The organism is Clostridium sp. AF36-4, assembly GCF_003435975.1.
Taxonomy (GTDB): Bacteria; Bacillota; Clostridia; order Lachnospirales; family Lachnospiraceae; genus Eubacterium_F.
The window spans coordinates 59121-82526 of sequence record NZ_QTVH01000006.1; the positions used below are offsets into that span (position 1 = coordinate 59121).

Below are 23406 nucleotides of genomic sequence, written 5' to 3' on the forward strand. Positions count from 1 at the left end.
TCTCTATTGATAAAACTGCTCAAGCGCCCTGTCTAAATGTTCTAAATCGCATTGCTCTGGAACCACATCCACATCGATTCCATACGCCTGCAGTCTTTTTTTCGTCACTTCACCAATCGCCGCAACCGCAACATGCTCTTTTTTGCGGTCACGCTCCCATTCTCCTATCTTGTCCTTACCCATCCGGGAAACAAACGCCTCAACGCCGGATGCGCTGAAAAATGCAGCCACGTCCATATTCTTCCACATGGACAAATCCTCTGAAAAAGTCCCCTCGACATCATAAAAAGGGATTTCCGTAATCGTAACAGACTTCTTTTGCAGTTCTAAAACAAGTTCTTCACTTGCCTGCAAAGCCCTTGGAAGAAGCAGATGTTCTCCCGGTTTCACGACATCTGTAAGCCCTTTGGCAAGTGCCTCTGTCGTAAACTGTTTTGGCATATAATCCGCATAAAATCCATACGTTTCCAGTGCCTTTTTCGTTCCGCTGCCAACGACAGCAAAACGAACCTTCGCAAACTCCCGTCTGTCAATTTGTTTCTTATCTGTCTCAGCAAAAAATAAATGAACCGCATTCTGGCTTGTGAAAACAATCCAGTCATATTTTTTTATCTGAGATAATTCATCCAAAAGTTTCTCTGTGCCATCCGTACGGACAACTTTCATTTCACAAAGAGGAAAAACAAAAGCCCCTTTATCTTCCATCATTTCACGCAGTTTATTATGCAGTTTCTGCGTTGCTGTTGTACCGATTTTTTTCCCGGCAAGCACACCAAAATCCTCACTGATAAAATGATATTTTGCCGTCTGTCCCACAACAAAAACCGCCGGGGAAGTAATTTTATTTTTAATTACTTTATCCGCAATATCAAAAAGTGTTCCATAGACACGTTTCTCATCCGGCATCGTTCCGTGGGAAATCACCGCAACAGGTGTAGATGCATCCTGTCCCTGTTCCATCAGCCGGTCTGCAATCGTACGGATATTTGCGACACTCATCAAAAATACACTCGTGCCATCCTGTTTCGTAATATGGGAAAAAGATTGCTCTGCCCCCTCTTTTGTGTGACCGGTAAACACATGAAAACTGCGGCTTTCCTTACGATGAGTCAAAGGAATTCCGGCGAGCTCACTCACTGCCACTGCACTTGTCACCCCGGGAACCAAAGCAAATGGAATTTTCTCTTTCTGCAGTGCTAAAACCTCCTCGCCGCCGCGTCCAAAAACAAACGGGTCACCGCCTTTTAAGCGGACAACATTTTTATACTGTTTTGCCGTCTGAATCAGAATCTCATTAATCTCTTCCTGCTTCTTTGCGTGGCTCATCGGTTTCTTTCCCACATAAATTTTATGGCAGTTTTCAGGAACCACAGAAAGCAGTTCCTCCGACAAAAGCCTGTCATATATGACCGCATCGCATTTTTGCAGCAGACGAAGTCCTTTTACCGTAATTAACTCCGGATTTCCGGGACCCGCTCCGATTAAATAAACCATACTATGATTTCCTCTCCTGACACAATTTTTCTACAAGATTTTGCCAATCTCCTCTGTCCCCCTGCACCGACCGCCGGATTACTTCTCCCTCTTTTTCTTCCATCAGAGAAAGATTCATCCTATGTCCATCGAGGGTACACAAAACACCAATTGGCTCATGGCATCCGGCATTTAATTTCGTGAGGACCGCGCGCTCTGTCCGCAGACACTCTGCTGTATGAACATCCGAAATTTTTTCGGCAAGTTCATTAGCAAGCGTTCCTTTTTTTGTCTCCATCGCAATCACTGCCTGACCTGCCGCCGGAAGCATCTCCTTTACAGAAAGATACTCGTAAACAAAATCCGAATCGTTATCAATACCCTGCCGCCTAATTCCGGCAGCCGCCAACACAATCGCATCGTACTCGCCTGCCCGCAGTTTATTGAGCCTTGTGCCGATATTTCCTCGAAGACTTTTGCAGACGGCATTCGGATACATCTTTTTAATCTGGCACTGTCTGCGCAGACTCCCTGTTCCAATGGTAAAAACAGAATCCTTTGTAAAGGAAGTTTCCTTTTTGTAAATGAGTACATCCTGCACACAGGCACGCTCCAAAACACCGGCAACCATAAGTCCGTCTTTACACGGGTTTGGCATATCTTTTGCACTGTGCACCGCCAAATCAATCGTATCGTCTAAAAGCGCCTGTTCAAATTCTTCAACAAACACAGCTTTTCCACCAAAGGAAGGAATCGGCGACTCCTTTTCCTTGTCGCCCCTGGTCGTCATATACACAATCTCATATTCGTACTCCGGAAATGCCTCCTGCAATTTTGAAACAACCAGTCCGGTCTGAATTTTTGCCAGTTCACTTTTTCTTGTACCAATCCGAATGACTGATTTTTTCCACTCTTTTTTTACCATGTCCAACATAATCTCTTTCCGTTTTTCTTCCTCCGGCTCTGTTTTCAAAACCTCATTTCTTTTTTCAAGAAGCGTCTTTGCCATATCTCCGCAGTTATCCGGCAGATGGCTCTTAATACTCTTTTTTATCTGAGAAGCTAACGCCGGAGCACTGCCACCGGTCGAAACCGAAACTACGACGTCCTCCTGCTTTATAATTGCCGGAAAATAAAAACCGCAGTCTTTTTTGACATCCACTACATTGACAAGAATCCGTTTGTCCTTACAAATGGCAGCGATATGGGAATTGACTTCACTGTCATTCGTCGCCATAATCACCACATCGGCTCCTTCGATATCACCATCCTCAAATGGTCTTTGAACCAATAAAAGGGCATCTTGTTTCGATTCAATTTTCTGCAATTCATCGCAAATTTTTGGTGCAATCACCGTAACACGTGCCCCAAACGACAGCATCATAGAAACTTTTCGGTATGCCACTTTGCCACCGCCGCCGATAACACATAACTTATCCTGCATCTGAATCATAAATGGGAAAAATGCCATTTCGACCTCCTCGATATAGAAGAAAGAAGGCAGACGCTACCTTCTTTCCTTTTTATTACGAAATTACTAATTCCTCTTTTGTCACCTGTTTTTCCTCATCGACACGGAACGCATTCAATACCGGATTGTCTGCTTCCATCAACGATAAAATCAGATAATTTGCCTTGGAATCATAGGCAAGCCGTTTGTCCTCCTCCGATGGTCTCGATGGAGACTCCGGATGAGAATGGAAATTGCCAAGCGGCACATAGCCATTTTTACGCATATCTTTGACTGCCGCAAGCTGCTCTTTCGGATCCATGGAAAAATGCTCGTTGCTCTCATCCATGTTTGTCAGAAGATAAACCTTTTTCACATACTGTTTTTCCCCTTCCACAACACCGCCAATCAAACCACAGGCTTCATTCGGAAGACCTTCTTTGCAGTGAGCTAACATTTTCTCATAATCACTTTTTGTCAAAAATAACATATCCTTTTCTTCCTTTCCGCCTACTTTCCGTCACACTCTACCTGCTCGTAATCAATTAACTCCGTAATTGTCGGATGATCACCGCAGACTGCGCAGGTGCCATTTGCCTTTGGCAGTTTAATCGTGTGAAATTCCATCTTAAGGGCATCATAAGTCAAAAGTTTTCCGGTCAGCAAATCACCAACACCAATCAGATACTTAATTGCTTCCATCGCCTGCAAACTTCCGATAACACCGCCCATAGCACCGATAACACCGGCCTGTTTACAGGTTGGAACAGCATCCTTCGGAGGCGGATCCTTGAAGACACAGCGGTAGCATGGTCCTTCTCCCGGAACATAGGTCATAAGCTGACCCTTAAAGCGGATGATTCCTGCATGGGAAAATGGTTTCTTTGCCATTACGCAGGCATCGTTAATCAAAAATTTCGCCGGGAAGTTATCTGTACCATCAATGATAAAATCATAATCCGCAATCAAATCCATAATATTTTCCGATGTTACAAACTCGCGGTATGTATTTACTACCACATCACTGTTCATCGCATTCATCGTCTCTTTTGCCGATTTTACTTTTGCTTTGCCTACATCTGCCGTGCCATGAATAATCTGACGCTGCAAGTTCGACAAATCTACCTCATCCGCATCGACAATACCAATGGTTCCAACACCGGCTGCTGCCAGATACATTGCTGCCGGAGCACCAAGTCCACCGGCTCCGATAATAAGGACTTTGCCGTTTAACAGCTTTTTCTGTCCTTTCACGCCTACTTCCTGCAAAATAATATGCCGGGAATAGCGCTCCATCTGCTCATTTGTAAACGCCATTAATTTGCGCCTCCTCCCATGAAATAAAGAAATTCTACGACATCATTTTCTTTGAGTGCCGTTGTAGCAAAATCTGTGCTTTCCACAAATTCATCGTTCACTGTTACGGTTACATAATCCGGGTTTTCCACTTTCTCAACCTCAATGAGTTTTGCGATTGTCAAACCCTCATCGTATGTTTTCTTTTCTCCAGCTACGGTTACTACCATTTTCATATCCTCCTTTATAAAACTTCCTCTACAGCTTCTTCTAACTCTTTCCGCTTTACAAGACCTCGGATTCGGTTTACTTCTTTTCCCTCTTTGAAAAACAAAAGGGTTGGGGAAGCTGCTACTTCATATTTTTGTGCCAGTTCGGCATCAAAATTCACATTTACTTTGACGACGATAAGTTTATCCTCATAGTCATCTTCAATTCCGCCTAAAACCGGCGATAATTGTTTACATGGAATACAGCTATCCGAATAAAATTCAACGATAACCGGAAGAGACGCCTTAAGAACTTCGGCTTCAAACTCTTCTGCATTCACTCGCTTTGCCATGTCCTGCCTCCTATTCTTCTACCTTTTTAACAATCAAATCATAGGTGCCATTTTCATTGTCAATCAATTTCAGAACCTGCTGTCCTTCTTCCTTAAAACTTCTTGGCACATTCTGAACCGGTTCTCCATCATTCATCGTAACCGCTAACACCTGTCCGATTTCCAACTCTTCCATTGCCACTTTTGCCTTTACAAATGTCATCGGGCAGACAACATCCGTAATATCTACTCTTTCATCTACTTCAAACTCAGCCATGATATGCCTCCTTCATCTTTTCTATAAATTTATCTTCGCCAACTCTCTCGATTGTGAATCGGAAACGTTCGCTTGGATTTGCGTTATCATCAAAAAACTGAATTGCTGCGTCCGTTACACGGAACAAATCTTCCTCAGATTCAATCACCGGCAAAATTTCCTCGCCCTTGTAAATTCGGTTACCAAACAATCCGCCAAACGATACGAGATAACCGCTTTTTGCATCCCATGCATCCGTCGGACAGGCTTTCACACAGCGTCCACAGTAATTACATTTACTCTCATCCACTTTAATTTTATTATCCTCAAGAGTAATCGCACCGGTACGGCATGCCTTAACACAGACACCGCAGGAAATGCAGGCATCTTCTTTCCACTGCACTTTCGTTGCGCCCTTGATACCAACATCATTTTCCTCTGCTTTTAAGCAGTTGTTCTGACATCCGGTTACACCAAATTTGAACTTATGTGGAAGTTCTCTGGCGAAATATCTCTCATCCAGTTTTTTTGCAATATCATATGTGTCAATGTTGCCGCTTGGACAAATCTGATTTCCCTGACAGGAAGTAATCGTACGAACACGTGGTCCGCACACACCCGGCTTACAGCCACCTTTTGCCAAATCTTCTTTTACGGCATCAATATCATCTAATTTGATAAATGGAATTTCCACGCTCTGACGGGAAGTCAGGTGAACATGTCCATCTCCATATTTGTCTGCTACTTCCGCAATTGTCTTCAAATTCTCTGCGGTTAAGTTTCCTCCTACGACTGCCAATCGAAGAGAAAAACAATTTTTTTGTTTCTGGCGCATAAATCCGCCCTTTTTCAGTGTACTGTAGTCTACTGCCATTTTCTTATCCTCCTGCTCTTTCTACTTGAGTGCGTGCTTAAAATCTTCGATTAAATCTTCCACATCTTCAATTCCAACACTAATGCGAATCAAATCATCAAAAACACCCGCTTCTTCTTTTTCTTTTTGTGTACTGTGTGCATTCAGCGTTGATTCCGGATGAATGATTAACGTTTTCGTATCGCCAATATTCGACACTATTTTCGGTATTGTCAATGTGTTAATCAAATCAAACGCACGCTCTTTGGAGCCAACTCGAATTGTAAGAATTGCTCCATATCCATTTTGCAGAACTTTCTCTGCCTGTGCATGCCATAAACTGTCACTAAGTCCCGGATAATTCACTGTTACATCCGGATACGTATTTAAAAATTCAGCCAGTTTTTTCGCATTATCGCAGGCCCGCTCCATGCGCAGACCCAGAGTTTCCATACCTAAGAGATTATAAAACGCTGTCTGTGGAGACAAACAGGCTCCCGTATTACGGAACAGACCGTTTCGCAGTTTCGCCGTGAAAGCAAATTTGCCAAACTTCGCATACTCTGCCATGCCCGGATATTTCTCCTTGTCCCAGCGAAAAGCACCGCTGTCGGTAATCACACCACTGATAGCATCACTGTTGGCATTGATGTATTTCGAGGTCGAATTGACTACAATGTCCGCTCCTTTTTCAATCGGGCGTACCAGATATGCCGTTGCTACCGTGTTATCCATCACAAGTGGCAGATTATGTTTGTGTGCTGTCTCTGCTAACTTCTCAATATCCACAACGTCAAGTTTTGGATTACCAATCGTCTCTGCGAAAATCACGCGGGTCTTTTCATTGATGGCGGCTTCCACCGCCTGCTCATCGTGAATATCCACAAATACTGTTTTAATGCCAAATGCCTCAAAATCATGAAACACATCGATGGATCCGCCGTACAAACTCGTACTCGCTAAAATTTCCTCGCCCGCACGGACAACATTTAACAGCGCATTCGTAATCGCTGCCATACCGGATGCACAGGCAACCGATGCAATTCCACCTTCCAATGCTGTCATTTCATTTTCAAAAGCTAAAATCGTCGGATTATTAATTCTCGTATAGGAAAATCCGTTTGCTTTATTATGAAACAACTTTTCATGCTGTTCTGCCGAAGACTGGTAAAAAGCACTGGAATGATAAATCGGAGTCAGTGTAGCACCGGTCTCCTTATCCCCTTTTTCTACCTGATGCAGTAGTGCTGTATTAAATCTCATGGCGTCCTCCTCTAAATGTAATCACCGCGTTTTGCTTCATTACCCAAAAAGACGGACTGCTCACGGATATAATCCGCTGCCCACTTCGCATCTGCGCCCTCGTCAAGCCAGTTACTTAAGTACGATTCACTCTTATTCTGAATGGTATCTGCCTGCTTTTTATCAACTAACAATAATACAACAATACCGGCACGATGTAAATGTTTAATCACACAGTCAATATCATCATTTTTTCCAGGGGCATACAAATATGTATGTCTGCCATCCAGATTCAGAATTTTCTCGACGTCTTCCACAAACGCACGGTTTATCTTCTTGTCATCTTTTACAAACTCAACCGTAATTGCCTTCTGTCCATTGGTTGCTGCACGAACAGTTCGGTCCACACGACCTTCGTAGACACTGTGCTCTTTCTCATGCACTTCTTCCACGACACCGCAGGCAGAAGTCATATTCGTCACACGGTCAATCAAAATGAATTCACCCATCGTTTTATGATTCTTAAATTCATCGATGACAATGCGGTCTGCCAGTGAAATTTTGCAGCTTGCAATCTCATTTTTAGCAAGATTTTTTACATCCTTTTTCTCACCGGTATTAACATCTACCGCATAAGAAATTTCTGTCACAGAACAAGGAATTGTTTTCGTTCCGAGTTTAAAGAAGAAGTTTTTGCCACGGAACAATTCGTCATCGTCCATCCACAAAATCGTGGCAGTCAGAGTCGATGCCGTTTTCACACCAGAATCTACCGTAAGTACACAGCCGCGGGAAACATCCACTTCCCTGTCTAACTGAATGGTAACCGGCTGGCCTTTTTTCGCCTCTTTACTATCCTTATCACCAACATAAATACTTTTTACTTTTGCCTTTTCATTGCTTGGCAGCGTTGTCAGCTCGTCTCCCACATGGATATTTCCATTTTCTACCTGTCCCTGAAAACCACGGAAGGTATGGTCTGGACGGCACACACGCTGTACCGGCATATAAAATCCTTTTTCATGAGAATCCTCTGCCACATCCACATCTTCCAAATAAGAAAGAAGAGTCGGTCCTTCATACCAGTCAATCGCATCGGATTTCTTTGTTACATTATCTCCTTCCGTTGCGGAAACCGGAATAATCTGAATTGTCTGAAGATTCAGTTCACCGGCAAGTTCTTGAATCTGTTTTTCGATTTCATCAAAACGCTCTTTACTGTAATCAACCAAATCCATTTTATTAACAGCAAATACAAACGAATTGATTCCCATCAACGCACAAATTCTCGCATGACGTCTTGTCTGAATCAAAACACCCTGTGTGGCATCAATCAAAATAACTGCCAAATCCGCAAAGGAAGCACCTACTGCCATGTTTCTTGTATACTCTTCATGACCCGGCGTATCTGCTACAATAAAACTTCTCTTATCTGTCGTAAAATAGCGGTATGCCACGTCAATCGTAATTCCCTGCTCTCTCTCTGCCATCAATCCGTCAAGCAAGAGCGAATAATCAATCGCACCGCCGCGGCTTCCGACTTTACTGTCAAGTTCCAACGCTTTTTCCTGATCGGCATAAAGAAGTTTTGAATCATACAGGATATGACCGATCAAGGTTGATTTTCCGTCGTCCACGCTTCCGCATGTAATAAATTTTAATAATCCGCTCATCTTAGAAATACCCCTCTCTCTTTCTTCTTTCCATACTTCCTGCTGCCTCATTATCTATTACTCGTGTTGTTCTCTCTGACGATACGGCACTAAGTGTCTCATCAATAATTTCATCCAATGTAGTCGCCGTTGACTCGCATCCTCCGGTCAGAGGATAGCATCCCAATGTACGGAAACGTACACTCTTATGCTCAATTTTTTCACCCGGACGTAATTTCATGCGGTCATCATCCACCATAATAATGTTGCCATCGCGGTAAACAACCGGGCGGACTTTTGCAAAATACAAAGAAGGAATCTCAATCTTTTCCCGTCTTATGTACTGCCAGATATCCGTCTCTGTCCAGTTAGAAAGTGGGAATACTCTCACTTCCTGATGTTTCTGAATCTGTGAATTATATAATTTCCACATCTCCGGACGCTGGTTTTTCGGATCCCAGGCATGATGCTCATTTCTAAAAGAAAAGATTCTCTCTTTCGCACGGGACTTTTCTTCATCTCTTCGTCCGCCGCCAAACGCTGCGGTAAAACCATATTTATCAAGTGCCTGTTTCAATGCCTGTGTCTTCATGATATCGGTGTAAGCAGAACCATGATCAAATGGATTAATACCCTGCTTTACTCCTTCCTCATTGATATATTCCAGCATTTCGATGCCAAGTTCTTTCGCTCTTCTGTCACGGAACTCAATCATCTCTTTAAATTTCCATGTCGTGTTTACGTGCAAAAACGGAAATGGAGGTTTCTCCGGATAAAAAGCTTTCATTGCCAGATGTAACATAACCGAACTGTCTTTTCCAATCGAATACAGCATAACCGGTTTTTCACATTCCGCCGCAACTTCGCGAATGATATAAATTGCCTCTGCCTCCAGTTCATCCAGATGTGATAATTCACTCATATCGTTTTCCTTCCTTTCTTCTCTCCTCGTTAATATTTGTTGGACTCTTTCGTATTTAGAACAATCTGCTCGGTTTCGCCATCCTGTCTGTGTATCTGCCAGTACAGCTTGTCTCCTTTTTTGTCGACTGTCATTTTGCTTCCCATACCGCCGATATCGGCTCCTAAGTAGAGGGAAATCGCACCGAAGTGACATTCTTTCACACAAGAGGAACATCCCCAGCAGTCCTTCGGGTACTTGATATAGGCTTTCCCTGCCTCATTCATTTTAATAAGACTTCCCGGACATACCTGCTCGCAGGCTTTACAGCCTTTACAGAGCGCCTGATTCATCGTGATGCTCATAATGCTCCTCCCTTCCAACTAATTTACGGGTAAATACGGTGATTTTGCCATCTTCCATTTTGGAATTAACATACTTTAACCAGTCACCGCTCTTTTTAGGATAATCTAAATTTTCATCAAAACTGTGCCATCTTGTCTCTTTTCTTGCAAAAAGATGAGCAATTACCGATTTGCACACGGTAAGACGTTCTTTCAATTCATACACAAACATCAACTCATGCATATCACCGGCGTTTACATTTTCAGCAAGTTTTTCTATCTTTTCAATCTTTTCTTTCGCAAGCGCAAGCTGTTTTTCATTGAATTGATAATGAGTAGAAATACCTCCGGCATACTCATCCATTACCTTCTGCATTGCCTCTTCCAACGCTTCCGTCTCATACATACCGCCTTCATTTGATAAATAGCGGTTGTACTCCGTAATCTTTGCATCAAGAGCTTTTTTCTCTGTACTCTCATCAGATGCCTTCTCTTTATCTCTTTCCTCATTCAATTGAGAAACTATTTTCTTGGCTGCGATTTCACCTTCAACCATCGCACCGGTCACATATTTCTGCGGACATCCGCCTGCCACATCTCCTGCGGCAAACAAACCATGAATCGTAGTCTCTCTGTCGGTATCAACCCAGTAGCCGCTCGCTGTATGGCCACCGACGATATAAGGCTCAGTGCCCTCGATTTCGACATTCTGCTCACTCGGATTTTTACCCGATTCAAGCCATTTGAGTGTCTGGCTTGGTGCCATGTTTAAGTACGCTTTTTTCAGCGACTCATCCCGCTCTGCGGTAATGCCCTCTGTTCTCAGATAACACGGTCCGCGCCCCTCTAAGTTTTCCATCACCGTGCCGTAGACACGCTCCGATGTAGTCAGACCGTATTTATCTTCGTATACTTCTCCTTTGGCGTTCACCTGCTTCGCACCAACGCCCTGAGCAATCGTTCCGGTCGGTGCAATTGTATCTTTACAGCGAAGTGCGATAAAACGCATTTCAAATGTTGTCATTTCTGCTCCGGCACGAATTCCCATCGCATAACCGGCTCCGGTATTAAACGGCGGATACCACATTTTGTGACGGGAAAATCCCGGATTATTCGGCCGGTACAAACCTGCCGCACCGCCGGTCGCACAGAGCACCTTCTTTGCCCTTATCTCATAGGCGGTACCTTCTTCAATCGAAAACCCGAAAGCTCCTTTGATTTCATTCTCCTCCACAATGTAATCGGTAATGTTAATCCGGTTTAAAATTGTGACATCCTCTAACTTTTCTACCGCCTTTGCCAAAAGCGGCTTCATATTTTCTCCATTTATTTTTATGTTACGGTTTCCTCTGGCAACATAGTTTCCATTTTCATCTTTTAAAATAACAAGTCCTAAGTTTTCCATTTTATGTGTCACACGATTTAATCCTTCGGACATCGTCATGAGCAAATCTTCTCTCACAATGCCGTCCGCATCTTTTTTTGCATACTCCACATAATCCTCCGGCTTTCTTCCATCCACAATGTAAGCATTAATGGCATTAACGCCGGCCGCCAGACAGCCGCTTCGTTTGATATTTGCTTTTTCCGCAATGACAATCGAATAATCGGACTGTTCACGAATCGTAAGTGCCGCATAGCATCCTGCCGTTCCGCCGCCAATGATAAGAATGTCCGTATGCAACATCTTTTTGTTCTCAATCTGCATGGTGTATCCTCCCCGTTAAATGTAAAATACATCTTCTCTTTCCTGCATCTCTTTATTTTCCATCAAATAAGTCTGCTTCGAATCAAAGATATATAATCGGTAAATCAATACATGAACCGTCTCGCCAACCAAAACAAAATCTTTTTCCAAAGAACGTTCTCCAACAACCAAAATACCATTGATGTCCACGGTAACATCCATTCGGTTTCCTCGGAACACGACATCCGTTACCACACCGGTTTCAGCGGCACTGATATATTGGTCCAGTTTTCCACTCTTTGAGATTTTCACAAATTCCGGACGAATGACCGCCTGATTGGCATGTTCAATCCGCTCGAAACCTTTTAATTTATCGTAATCCTCAACAACCGAAGACCTGCCGATAAATCTTGCTACAAACGGTGTTGCCGGACTTTTATAAATTTCAACCGGCGTTCCCATCTGCTCAATCGTTCCGTGATTGGTAATAATAATTTCGTCTGCAACCTCGACCGCTTCCTCCTGGTCATGGGTGACAAAAATACTTGTAATACCAAGTTTTACAACCATCTCTTTCAACCACGAGCGAAGTTCGGTACGCACTTTCGCATCAATCGCAGCAAACGGCTCATCGAGTAAGAGAACTCTTGGATTTGGTGCTAGCGCTCTCGCAAAAGCAACTCTTTGTCTCTGTCCGCCGGACAACTGATTCGGATACCGTTTTTCCATCCCTGACAAACCGGTCATCGCTAACAATTCCGTAACCCGTTCCTTAATCTGCTTTTTCGGCATCTTCTGAAGCACCAGTCCAAATGCCACATTATCGTATACCGTCATATAACGGAACAGCGCATAATTCTGAAAAACAAAACCAATCCCTCGCTTGGCAGCCGGTACATCATTCACCCGCTTGCCATCAATGTAAATATCTCCTTCATTCGGATTCTCAAGTCCTGCAATCATCCGCAGTAAAGTTGTCTTTCCGCTGCCGGACGGTCCTAACAGGGCAACTAACTTTCCTTTTTCCACACCAAGACTTACATGGTCAGAAGCAAGAAAATCACCATATTTTTTTACAATGTTTTTCATTTCTACATACATACTTTTTTCTCCTTGTCATCTCGGTGTTCTAATACATTTCTCACAAACAATATGACGATTGCGATAATCACTAGCAGTGACGATACCGCAAACGATGCTGTCACGGATGTGTCGGTTCCCGACATATATAACGCATCGATTTCAAGCGGAAGGGTAAAAGTTTCACCCCTCGTTTTCGACAAAGCGTTTACCGCACCAAACTCACCAAGTGCTCTCGCCGCACATAAAATAATACCATAAATCAGTCCCCATTTCATCTGTGGAAGTGTAATTTTACGAAAAATTGTAAAACCTTTGGCACCCATCAGAGCCGCCGCTTCTTCCTCATCTTTGCCCTGTGCATTCAGCACCGGAAGAATCTCTCTTGATACAAACGGGAAGGTAACAAAAATGGTTGCGAGCACAACACCCGGTATTGCAAATGTAATTCGTATATTCGTACCAAAGAACTGGTTAAATGCCCGAATCGCCGGATAAAACCATCCCAGTCTTCCAAATGTCATCAAATAGGAAAGACCTACAATAACCGGAGAAATGGAAAATGGTATATCAATCAACGTCGCTAAAATCTGTTTGCCCCGGAACGAAAACTTCGTCAATAGCCACGCCGCACAAATTCCAAAAAAGGTATTTACGACAACCGCAATCACCGTTGCTAACAAAGTAACAAGCAAAGCACTTACCACATACGGTGTTGAAATCGCCTGCACATAAAATCCGATTCCCTCTTTCAGCGAATTAACAAGAACCGAAAGAAGTGGTGCTGCAAGCATGAGCAGAAGAAATAAAAGGGTAATCGTGATTAAAATAATTTTTGTTATTTTCTTTCGTCGTTCCATCCTTTTTTCCTCCTCATAACAGATTTGTTCTTGCCGCCTGCCGTGCCTGTACGATATTGACAAACAATAATAACACGAAGGACAGCACTAACATCACAAGGGCAATTGCCGTCGCACTCTCATAATCAATGTAACTTAATTTCTGCATAATTACATAGGAAACAACCTGTGTCTTTTCTTTTGCACTGTTGCCCGATATGTAAATGACACTGCCGTATTCACCAATTCCTCTGGCAAGTGCCAGACCAAATCCGGTTAAAATCGCAGGTGTTAATTCCGGTAAAATCACACGTCGAAATGTTTTCGATGGGCTTGCACCTAACATATAAGCCGCTTCTTCATACTGTCCATCCAGTTTTTCAAGGACCGGCTGAACCGCCCGGATTACAAAAGGAAGTCCGACAAACACAAGTGCGATAACCAATCCGGTTTTCGTATAAGTCACCTTAATTCCAATACCCGCTAACATTTTTCCAAAAAATCCGGTTTCCGAATATAATTTGGAAAGTGTAATTCCGGCTACGGCTGTCGGCAGTGCAAAGGGAAGTTCAATCAGCCCGTCCACAATCCGCTTGCCCGGAAAATCATATTTTACTAAAGTCCATGCCACGATAACGCCAAACACCGTATTGATTCCTGCCGCCACGAGCGAACAGCCAATACTTGTCAAAAAAGCATTTCTTACATTTGATTTCCAAAGAAGAGAGAAAAATTCTCCCGGTGAAATTTTCAAGGAATACACAAGCACTGAAGCCAGCGGAATCAGCACAATCAGGGAAAGCATTAACACAACAATTCCAAATGTGCAGCGAAATCCGGGAATCACCCTTGCTTTTTTCACTCTCTTTTGTCTGACCGTATTCCTCATCCGAAAAACTCCTCTTCTAATAGTTATAAATCTCATCAAACATGGCATCATCATCAAAACATTTCTGATATGCTTTCTCCCAGCCGCCAAAATCGTCAATCGTCCATAATTTTATAGACAAATCAAACTCATTTCCAAATTCCTGCAAAATTTCCTTGTCGGTTGGGCGGTATCCGCTTTTTCCAATTAACCGCTGTGCCTGTTTCGTATAAAGAAAATCCAAATACCGTTTACTCACTTCTTCTGAGCCATTTGCTTTTGCATTATCATCCACAATTGCAACACTTGGCTGTGCTAAAATACTGACAGACGGATTTACGATTTCATACTTGCCGGCATAGGATTTCATAGTTACAATTGCTTCATTTTCCCATGCAATCAGCACATCGCCTTTACCATTTTCCACAAACGTCGTTGTCGCACCCCTGGCACCGGAGTCCATAACCGATACATTGTGATACAACTGCCTCATAAATTCTTTCTGCTTGTTCTCATCGCTCCATTTGGTCTTTGCATAACCAAGAGCTGCTAAGAAGTTCCAGCAGGCACCTCCGCTGCTTTTCGGATCCGGTGTAATGACCTCCACACCTTTTCGCGTTAAGTCATCCCAGTCGTGAATCTGCTTTGGATTTCCTTTTCGCACTAACAGCACAATGGTCGATGTATAAGGGGCAGAGAATTTTGGAAATTCTTTAATCCATCCGGCATCAACAAGCCCCGTCTTCTCAATTAGGGATATGTCATGCTCTAATGCAAGTGTAACAACATCCGCGTTACACCCTTCCACAACCGACCTCGCCTGACTGCCGGAGCCGCCGTGCGACTGTATCACCTGAACTTCCTTGTTATAAGTCTTCTTATAATATTCTTCAAACATCGTATTATAAGATTCATAAAATTCTCTTGTCGGGTCATACGAAACATTCGTTATCGTGATAACATCTGACTTCGTTCCACAGCCGCTAAGGATAAGCACAAGTACCAGAAAAAGAAGGACACTATTCTTTCTTTTTCTCATCGCCTGCTCCTTTACTCTTCTACTACAAACAAAGAAGTGGACAAATATCTCTCACCGGTATCCGGCAGTAAAACAACAATATTTTTTCCTGCATTTTCTTTGCGTTTTGCTAACTGTGTAGCTGCATAAAGTGCTGCACCGGAAGAAATTCCAACTAACAATCCATCACTCTTTGCTACTTTTCTTGATGTTTCAAAAGCATCATCATTTTCAACCGGAATAATTTCATCCAAAACATCTTTATCCAAAACATCCGGCACAAATCCGGCCCCAATTCCCTGAATTTTATGTGGTCCCGGCTTTCCTCCGGACAATACCGGTGAGCCTGCAGGCTCAACAGCCACGACTTTTACATCCGGATTTGCTTCTTTTAATCCCTGTCCGGTTCCGGTAACCGTTCCGCCAGTTCCAACTGCTGATACAAAAATATCAACTTTACCATCGGTATCTTTCAAAATTTCCTGTGCGGTTGTCTTTTTATGAATTGCCGGATTTGCTTCATTTTCAAACTGCTGTGGAATAAATGCATTTCCATATTCCTCTTTCAACTCTTCCGCCTTTTTAATCGCACCTTTCATACCATCGCGTCCCGGTGTAAGAACAATTTCAGCACCTAACGCCGATACAATCTTGCGTCTCTCTACACTCATGGTGTCCGGCATCGTAAGAATCAGGTGTAATCCCTTTGCCGCTGTCACAAACGCAAGTCCAATTCCTGTATTACCGCTTGTTGGCTCGATAATCACGGTATCTGAATTAATTTTTCCATCCGCAATTCCCTGCTCAATCATCGCATGAGCCACACGGTCTTTTACACTTCCCAATGGGTTAAAATACTCCAATTTTACAATCAGATTTGCCTCTAACTCATTTTCCTTTTCATAATTTGTCAACTCCAGCAATGGAGTATTTCCGATTAATTCTGTCAACTGTTTTGCAATCTTTGCCATCGCTTTCACCATCCTTTTCCTACTATTCATGTAGGGTTTATATAATTTAACTGTGCCTATCATATCACCTATTTCCTACTAAGTCAATAGGATTTGTAAAGTTTTTTTGAAAAAGTTCAGCCATAAAAAGGAACCGGTCACAAATGTGTGCACGCACACAATTCATGACCGGTTCCTTTTTATGGGCTGCAGCGCCCGATTATGAGCAAAACAAATGATAGAATCGATAGTCATTACTCTTCTCATCTCTCCCTATCATTTCAACAATCTGCGACTCCATGGATGAAGATATATATGTTTTTTCTAATTCTATCATTTTGTTTTCCTTTCCGATTTTACTTTTCTACAATTTTCAAATCTAAATCATATTTTTTAAATTTTTCCATGGCTTTTTTATACGTTTGTTTTGTTCCTTTAGGAACGCAAAAAGTTTGCGAACTCATCTCAAATCTACTTAAAACAGGTGGCTTTTTAGACAAAAAACAATACTCCTTTACATGATACTCTCCTGTTGCGTTTACATTTGCTACTTCTTTAACAGATGCAGGTATCACCATCTTCTTCACTCTTTTAGCAGCAAAATGCACCCTATTCAAATATTTAATTTCTTTTGGTACAACAAACGTATCATTTTTCGTTACACCAACAACAAGATGTTTGTTTTTCTTATTGTAGATACAGCCATTAGCAACCCCGTATTTCTTATTTTTCGGCGAAATATTAAACTTCACATAATGATCGGACGCAAACAAACACCCTATATCATCCTGTGTCAATGTTTTCGGAATATAAATTTCAACAGTATCTTTACTGTAACAGCAACTGCCATATAAATTTTCTATCTTTGTTACACTTTTAGGAATACTCAATTTCTTTAATGGCCGAACGGTAGTGTACATCGTTTTGCCATTCTTTGATAAAAGCACCCCATTTTGTACTTTATACTTTTTGTTTTTTCCTGATACATTAAATTTTCTCCATTTTACATCTTTACATATATATTCCACATTTTTCCTAAGGCCTTTGGGAATATTTATGCTCTTGCCATCTTGTAACCCCATAAAACAATATTCAGAAATATCAACAATTGTATCTGGCAAAACAATCTTTTTTATTTTCGCAGTCTGTTTAATAATCTTTTGCGGCACAAAGTTACTATTCTCATCATCAACGTATATCCCAAACAAATTATCTGCCCCAACAGGTTCTTCTTGCTCACTGCATAATTTATAAACCGGTTTACCATCCAATTTGGATGGAATTACCAGTTTTGTAATTCTTTTTGCATTACATATTTTCACCTTTTGTATCCGAACCTTACTGTTTGCATCAATCTTGTATATAAATTGAAAACTGCCAATTTTCTTTGACTTTGCAAATATGTGTCTGTTATTTCCCACGCTAATCCCTATTATGCATAGTAAAATTAATGTAAGTATTCTTCCTGTTTTTTTCATATAAGTCTCCTTATAATTGGTTTATTTACTTATGCTTTTCTAAAACTTATTGCTCAATAAATGTGAATTTAATTCTTTCTGAGCTCACATTACTTTTATCGATTACCCATGTTTTTTCATAAGCATCTTTGCATCCTTTTGGAACATATACCTTAACGTTTACCTCGTCGCCAAGACCAACTACCGAATTCGTCTGTTCTTTTAACAAAGTCGGTGGTTCCTTTCCATTGCACACAATTATTGGAGCTTTAATGCCACAATACTGCACGATATTTGACACCTTTTTTACGCTCGCCGGGATAATGATTTTTTTTGCCTTTCCATATGTACCAAAGTCGTATGGTATTTCCTTAACCCCGTCTGGAATATTGTATATACCATCTGTCTGATATAGCCATACCAACGTGCCATCTTTTTTACTGTATACCGAACCGTCCTTTGACGCAAAATACTTACTGGCAGAATCCACTTCCACTTTCATCATTGAGTAACTAAAAATACTAATTTTTTTTACACTCTTTGGCAGTACTAAAATCTCACAACCCCGAAATGACATTCCATGATCTCCTATAGAATTTTCTACGGTATCTCTAGTATCTGCCGTATTAATCTCTGTTACCGTTTTCGGTACAACCACCCTTTTCTTCTTATATACAAGGCCATACAATATCTTGCCATTCTTGGAAAGAAGGCAACCGCTCTTTACTTTATACGTTTTGTTCTTTGACGATATTTTTACTTTCTTCCACTTCACCCTCGTAAACTGATTTGCAACCTCTTTCTTCACACTCTTTGGAATATTAATTTCTTTTCCATCCTGCACATAATAGAAACAGCTTGGCGTTATTGACATAATCGAGGATGGTAATTTAATCTTCTTGATTTTGGCTATTTTTTTGTGTAATTTAGGATTTGATATAGTAAAATCCCCTATTCCTTGAGGATCACACATCATAATTCCAAAAAGGTCTCTAGCCTCGTCCGACGTGTGATAGTTGTCCTTTGTGTCACCCAACTTTACTACTTTCTTGCCTTTTATCTTAGCCGGAATATCAAGCTTGCTGATTCCCTTGGATGATAACGGTGTAATCTTAGTTATCCACACACCTTTTTTTGTATTCTTATACTGGTATTTAAATTTTCCTGCCTTATAGGACTTTGCCTCTGCTTTCTCAGCATTTCCACACATCATTGTAATCGCGAGAAAAAACATGGCAGCATATATTATTTTTTTCATATGAAGCTCCTTCCTACTACTTTTCTACAATTTTCAAATCCAAGCCAAATTTTTTCATGGCTTTTTTATACACTTGTTTTTTCCCTTTTGGAACATATACAACACCTCCATATGGCAAATACGCATCACGTTCACGCACTGGCGGCACCTTGGATTTAAAAACAAGTTTTATGTCACTGGCACTTACAAGCGAAGTATTCCAATAAGAGCAAATCTTCTTTAATGTCTTTGGAAATATTATTTTGTCACACTCTCCTCCTGCAAAGGAAGTACCTTCTTTCAGCACAGTTACCTTTTCCGGAATTGTTATTACTCCTTTTTTAGCAGTCGCCACAACAAGACGTCCGGTACGCCGGCTAACCACACATCCTTTGGAAACAAAATAGTATTTGTTTTTAGAGGCGATTTTTATCTGTATTTTTTTCATATAACTAAATGCCTCACCTTTGATTTTCGTAACTGTTTTTGGAATGTATACAGACTTAAGGTTCTTATTAGCATACAATGCCCTTTCTGCTATTGTCTTTACTCCATTTGGAATTTTTACGCTTCTTTTTGTTTCCAAATAACTGTAAAATGTTTTTCCCCTCTTTGAAAGAATACAACCACTTTTCATTTTATATTTTTTATTACCTTTATTGATTGTAACCTTTTTCCATTGTAAATTATAAAGTGCGCTTATATCTTTTTCCAGAGTTTTGGGAAGAGAAATCGTCTTTCCCTTTTGAATACTATGAAAACAATTTGGCGTCAGTTCCTTTAATCCTGACGGGAGAACTATTTTCTTTATTTTGGCAACATCTGAAACAATTTGTTTTGGTACGAGATTATTATCTTCCTCCGAAATACTCATACCAAAAATATTATTGTAAAAATTGTCGTCTGTATCGTCTTTTGCTCCCAATTTTATCACTTTGTTTCCATCGATTTTGGACGGAATCTTTAGTGTGGATATATCACTGCCTGTAACCGGCGCAATTTGAGTAATCCATATATCGTTCCCGTTTGGAGCACTGTCATATTCATATTTGAAGTTCCCAATTTTCTTTGTCTCGGCAGATGCTGAGACTCCCATACCTAATGCAATAACAAATAATACTGCACTAAACCACAATACTTTCTTCATAAGAATACCCCCTTTTTTTGTGCAATTTACACTCTTTACTTATCTAACGATTTGGGAGACAAAAAAGTTGCAGTTTTTAGAATAAGTTTTCTCATCTTAATTGTAATCCTCCTTCGCAAAAATCCCTCTCAAGCTCAATCAGCTTCTTCGCCGCATCTAACATAGCTGCAAAAGAAGATTCCTGAAGATTGGAATTATAGTATTTTCCCAAAAGCATCACCTTGCGGCTAGTCTTTATCAGTTCTTTAGCCTTGTTCAAATCAGACTCTTTTATTGGAACACCTTCCTTTTTCATAAAATCTAATCTTTTTTCAAAAAGCACCTTGTGCTCATAAATACAATATAAAGAAGGTACATGAACCGGAACACCTAATCTTAAATTAGCAAAAAAAGATAAAATTGCATTCAAGTCATATCTTGTATCTTCACAGTCGTTTTTCGAATTTCTCTTATAAACATTTAATTCCCGAATCATTTTTGGAATATTGCTTTCCCATTTATAATCTGGTATTTCACGATACCCAATCAAGGCAATTTCACCCTTTTCCGGGCAATATGAAAGAGCCTCGTAAAAAATTTCAAATGGGATTTGTGCATGTTCCCAGTTTTCATTATCAAAATATCCTTGTGTATAAAACACCTTCTTATCCTTGTCATAACCGTATACGAAGCATCCATGCTCGTAAATTCCCGGATTTTGTTTTTCATATAAATAATTAGTAATTATGGTTTCGTTCCACAACGCAAAACAATACTCGCCCTCATCAAGCATTTTACAGATATAATCACAAAAAATAGTTTCACTGCAAAAATCATAAGGATATTCAATAAAAGATTTAGCAAATACACCTTGAGCAGATACAAAATCATAATGCTCATAATCGGCATACTTAATCTGACTATCATACGACGTGTATTCCAAATGTATATATTTATCATACACCCATCCACTATTGAAAGCCTGCTCATCAATAATACTATAACAGCAAGCCAAACCCAGATAGGCACGAATTGAAGGCTGTACATTTTTTAATATCTTTTTCATTTTTCCTCTCCCATTATATAATCAGATGCATTACTTAATATCTCACAGTATCGTTTTAACTTCTTCCCAAGATTTTTACTCTCACAAGAAAACAATTCATAATCAGACTGCACAAGGGGTGACTGATTCATAACGCCCTTTTCTGCCAAATATGAAACCGCGTTCTGAAAAACAACAAACCATTCTCCCAGAACTTTTTCCATATTCATCACTTTCTTCATGCATTTCCTCTGCTCCCAAAAACTAAGTTTAGCGTTCTCCCAATGTTCTCGAATCTCTTTTCTATCTACTTGCCCTGTCTGTTTTACAATATCAAAAATATCAAAACGTACCAAATGTTTTTGAATACTTTCCGATAGAAAATCATCTGCATATTCCTCAAACGACAAGGTCTGCTCTACTATATCCCCTGTCAATTTTTTATAACGAATCGTTACCAATCGTTTCTTTTCGTCAATGGCAACAATTAAAATAATATCTTCACAAACTTTCTTTTCATCTACAAAATTTACTATGTACGCGCCCTTACTAAGATATTCTGATAATGATTTCCAAACATGTATCATAGTTGTAGGCGATTTACATGGATATTCTAAATATCGTTTTACTGCAACACCACTTCTCCAAATCTCTCGAAGAATTGGAAACCTCAGTTCCTTCTTTGTTTTGTCAAAAACAAGAGAGGAAAACAAATGATAGAATCGATAGTCATTACTCTTCTCATCTCTCCCTATCATTTCAGCAATCTGCGCCTCCATGGATGAAGATATATATGTTTTTTCTAATTCTATCATTTTGTTTTCCCCCTTCTACTTGTTTTACTTTTCTACAATACTACTACGTTATTGCTCAACAAATGTAAATTTTATTCTTTCTGATCCTACTCTGCTTCTATCTATTTGCCACGTTTTTTCATATGCATCTTTACATCCTGTAGGTACATATACCGTAATATTAATAACTTCGTCTCTAAGGCTTACTACCGAATTAGTTTGTTCTTTTGACAAAGTCGGTGGTTCTTTTCCTTTGCATACAATTACCGGATCTTTAACATAACAATACTGCACTATATTTGCCACCTTTTTAACACTTGCCGGAATAATGATTTTTTTTGCATATCCGTATGTTCTAATAGGTTCCGGTATTTCCCTGATTCCATCCGGGATATTAAATATTCCATCGGTCTGATACAGCCATACAAGTCTGCCGTCTTTTTTATCGTATAACGATCCGTCCTTTGATACAAAATACTGACTGCCAGAATCCACCTCCACTTTCATCATTGAATAACTAAAAATACGGACTTTTTCTACGCTCTTTGGAAGCACCAATGTCTCACATCCTAAAAATGCCAATCCGTGAACTGTTTCACTATGTGCCGTATCTCTGGTGCCGTCCGTTTCAATCGCTGTTACCGTTTTCGGCACAACTACCCTTTTCTTCTTATATACAAGACCATACATCACCTTTCCATTTTTAGAAAGTAGGCAGCCATTCTTTACTTTATACGTTTTGTTCTTTGACGATATTTTTACTTTCTTCCACTTCACCCTCGTAAACTGATTCACAACCTCTCTCTTCACACCCTTTGGAATATTAATCTCCTTTCCTTCCTGCACATCAAAGAAACAACTTGGTGTTATTGATACAACTGAGTCCGGAATCCGAATCTTCTTTATCTTAGCAACTCTTTTATGCACTTTAGGATTTGATGGGATATGAATACCACCTTCCTCATAATATCCAATTCTAACACCAAAAAGATTTAAAGTAGTATAATCAGTAGTATCTTTGTCATTCGTATTTCCCAGTTTGACCACTTTCTTTCCCTTTATCTTAGCAGGGATATTAAGCTTACTGATTCCCTTGGAAGAAAGCGGCGTAATCTTGGTAATCCACACCCCTTTTTTAGTATTCTTATACTGGTATTTAAATTTTCCTGCCTTATAAGACTTTGCCTTTGCTTTCTCAGCATTTCCACACATCATTGTAATCGCGAGAAAAAACATGGCAGCATATATTATTTTTTTCATATGAACCTCCTTATAATTGTTTTATTTACTAATAATA

Annotated in this window: 24 protein-coding genes; all 24 read right to left on the reverse strand. The window is 40.6% G+C overall.

The annotated features are described in order from the left end of the window. Positions 1-3 precede the first annotated feature (3 nt). The 24 genes from cobA to DW005_RS04830 all read right to left on the reverse strand — a co-directional run bounded on the left by cobA (position 4) and on the right by DW005_RS04830 (position 23369). Positions 4-1494 (reverse strand): uroporphyrinogen-III C-methyltransferase, encoded by a 1491-nt coding sequence (gene cobA / locus DW005_RS04715; RefSeq protein WP_117478368.1) that lies wholly within the window; start codon positions 1492-1494, stop codon positions 4-6. 1 nt (position 1495) lies between these two features. Further along, entirely contained in the window at positions 1496-2944 is a 1449-nt protein-coding gene (gene hemC, locus DW005_RS04720; protein WP_117478369.1) for a hydroxymethylbilane synthase, read from the reverse strand. A gap of 55 nt (positions 2945-2999) precedes the next feature. After that, positions 3000-3413 (reverse strand): M67 family metallopeptidase, encoded by a 414-nt coding sequence (locus DW005_RS04725; RefSeq protein ID WP_117478370.1) that lies wholly within the window; start codon positions 3411-3413, stop codon positions 3000-3002. A 20-nt stretch (positions 3414-3433) separates the two neighbouring features. Beyond that, complete coding sequence (thiF, locus tag DW005_RS04730; RefSeq protein ID WP_022378145.1) at positions 3434-4240, reverse strand: thiazole biosynthesis adenylyltransferase ThiF; 807 nt, start codon at positions 4238-4240, stop codon at positions 3434-3436. Next, positions 4240-4449: a sulfur carrier protein ThiS gene (thiS, locus tag DW005_RS04735; RefSeq protein WP_022378146.1), complete on the reverse strand. Its 210-nt coding sequence runs from the start codon at positions 4447-4449 to the stop codon at positions 4240-4242. The genes thiF and thiS overlap by 1 nt, the downstream gene beginning before the upstream one ends. Positions 4450-4463: 14 nt before the next feature. Continuing rightward, complete coding sequence (locus DW005_RS04740; protein ID WP_117478371.1) at positions 4464-4781, reverse strand: thioredoxin domain-containing protein; 318 nt, start codon at positions 4779-4781, stop codon at positions 4464-4466. 10 nt (positions 4782-4791) lie between these two features. Further along, on the reverse strand, positions 4792-5037 hold the full coding sequence (locus DW005_RS04745; RefSeq protein WP_022378148.1) for a sulfurtransferase TusA family protein: 246 nt from the start codon (positions 5035-5037) through the stop codon (positions 4792-4794). Next, entirely contained in the window at positions 5030-5890 is an 861-nt protein-coding gene (locus DW005_RS04750) for a 4Fe-4S binding protein (protein WP_117478372.1), read from the reverse strand. Before DW005_RS04750 ends, DW005_RS04745 begins: the two co-directional genes overlap by 8 nt. A 21-nt stretch (positions 5891-5911) precedes the next feature. Continuing rightward, positions 5912-7132 carry an aminotransferase class I/II-fold pyridoxal phosphate-dependent enzyme gene (locus DW005_RS04755; RefSeq protein WP_117478373.1) on the reverse strand — a complete coding sequence of 407 codons (1221 nt, stop codon included), beginning with the start codon at positions 7130-7132 and terminating at the stop codon, positions 5912-5914. Between the two features lie 11 nt (positions 7133-7143). Continuing rightward, positions 7144-8784, reverse strand: a complete 1641-nt coding sequence (locus DW005_RS04760) for a GTP-binding protein (RefSeq protein ID WP_117478374.1) — start codon at positions 8782-8784, stop codon at positions 7144-7146. Between the two features lies 1 nt (position 8785). Beyond that, entirely contained in the window at positions 8786-9685 is a 900-nt protein-coding gene (cysD, locus tag DW005_RS04765; protein WP_117478375.1) for a sulfate adenylyltransferase subunit CysD, read from the reverse strand. Between the two features lie 29 nt (positions 9686-9714). After that, positions 9715-10029: a ferredoxin family protein gene (locus DW005_RS04770; RefSeq protein WP_022378154.1), complete on the reverse strand. Its 315-nt coding sequence runs from the start codon at positions 10027-10029 to the stop codon at positions 9715-9717. Then, positions 9998-11716 (reverse strand): adenylyl-sulfate reductase subunit alpha, encoded by a 1719-nt coding sequence (locus DW005_RS04775; RefSeq protein ID WP_117478376.1) that lies wholly within the window; start codon positions 11714-11716, stop codon positions 9998-10000. Before DW005_RS04775 ends, DW005_RS04770 begins: the two co-directional genes overlap by 32 nt. 15 nt (positions 11717-11731) lie before the next feature. Beyond that, positions 11732-12796, reverse strand: coding sequence for an ABC transporter ATP-binding protein (locus DW005_RS04780; RefSeq protein WP_117478377.1), 1065 nt, complete (start codon positions 12794-12796; stop codon positions 11732-11734). After that, positions 12787-13635 carry a sulfate ABC transporter permease subunit gene (locus DW005_RS04785; protein ID WP_117478378.1) on the reverse strand — a complete coding sequence of 283 codons (849 nt, stop codon included), beginning with the start codon at positions 13633-13635 and terminating at the stop codon, positions 12787-12789. The genes DW005_RS04780 and DW005_RS04785 overlap by 10 nt, the downstream gene beginning before the upstream one ends. 13 nt (positions 13636-13648) lie before the next feature. After that, a complete protein-coding gene (gene cysT, locus DW005_RS04790) occupies positions 13649-14503 on the reverse strand; it encodes a sulfate ABC transporter permease subunit CysT (protein ID WP_117478379.1) in 855 nt (284 codons plus the stop codon). A 16-nt stretch (positions 14504-14519) separates the two neighbouring features. Next, positions 14520-15521: a sulfate ABC transporter substrate-binding protein gene (locus tag DW005_RS04795; RefSeq protein WP_117478380.1), complete on the reverse strand. Its 1002-nt coding sequence runs from the start codon at positions 15519-15521 to the stop codon at positions 14520-14522. 11 nt (positions 15522-15532) lie between these two features. Then, positions 15533-16471: a cysteine synthase A gene (cysK, locus tag DW005_RS04800; protein WP_117478381.1), complete on the reverse strand. Its 939-nt coding sequence runs from the start codon at positions 16469-16471 to the stop codon at positions 15533-15535. Positions 16472-16806: 335 nt separating this feature from the next. After that, a complete protein-coding gene (locus tag DW005_RS04805; RefSeq protein WP_117478382.1) occupies positions 16807-17928 on the reverse strand; it encodes a leucine-rich repeat protein in 1122 nt (373 codons plus the stop codon). Positions 17929-17974: 46 nt separating this feature from the next. Then, positions 17975-19165: a leucine-rich repeat protein gene (locus DW005_RS04810; RefSeq protein WP_117478383.1), complete on the reverse strand. Its 1191-nt coding sequence runs from the start codon at positions 19163-19165 to the stop codon at positions 17975-17977. Positions 19166-19181: 16 nt separating this feature from the next. Beyond that, positions 19182-20291, reverse strand: coding sequence for a leucine-rich repeat protein (locus DW005_RS04815; RefSeq protein WP_117478384.1), 1110 nt, complete (start codon positions 20289-20291; stop codon positions 19182-19184). A gap of 91 nt (positions 20292-20382) precedes the next feature. Beyond that, positions 20383-21336, reverse strand: coding sequence for a hypothetical protein (locus DW005_RS04820; protein ID WP_117478385.1), 954 nt, complete (start codon positions 21334-21336; stop codon positions 20383-20385). Beyond that, the gene (locus DW005_RS04825; RefSeq protein WP_117478386.1) at positions 21333-22130 is read right to left on the reverse strand and encodes a hypothetical protein; all 798 of its coding nucleotides are present in this window, start codon (positions 22128-22130) and stop codon (positions 21333-21335) included. The genes DW005_RS04820 and DW005_RS04825 overlap by 4 nt, the downstream gene beginning before the upstream one ends. Positions 22131-22178: 48 nt before the next feature. Further along, a complete protein-coding gene (locus tag DW005_RS04830) occupies positions 22179-23369 on the reverse strand; it encodes a leucine-rich repeat protein (protein WP_117478387.1) in 1191 nt (396 codons plus the stop codon). Positions 23370-23406 lie beyond the last annotated feature (37 nt).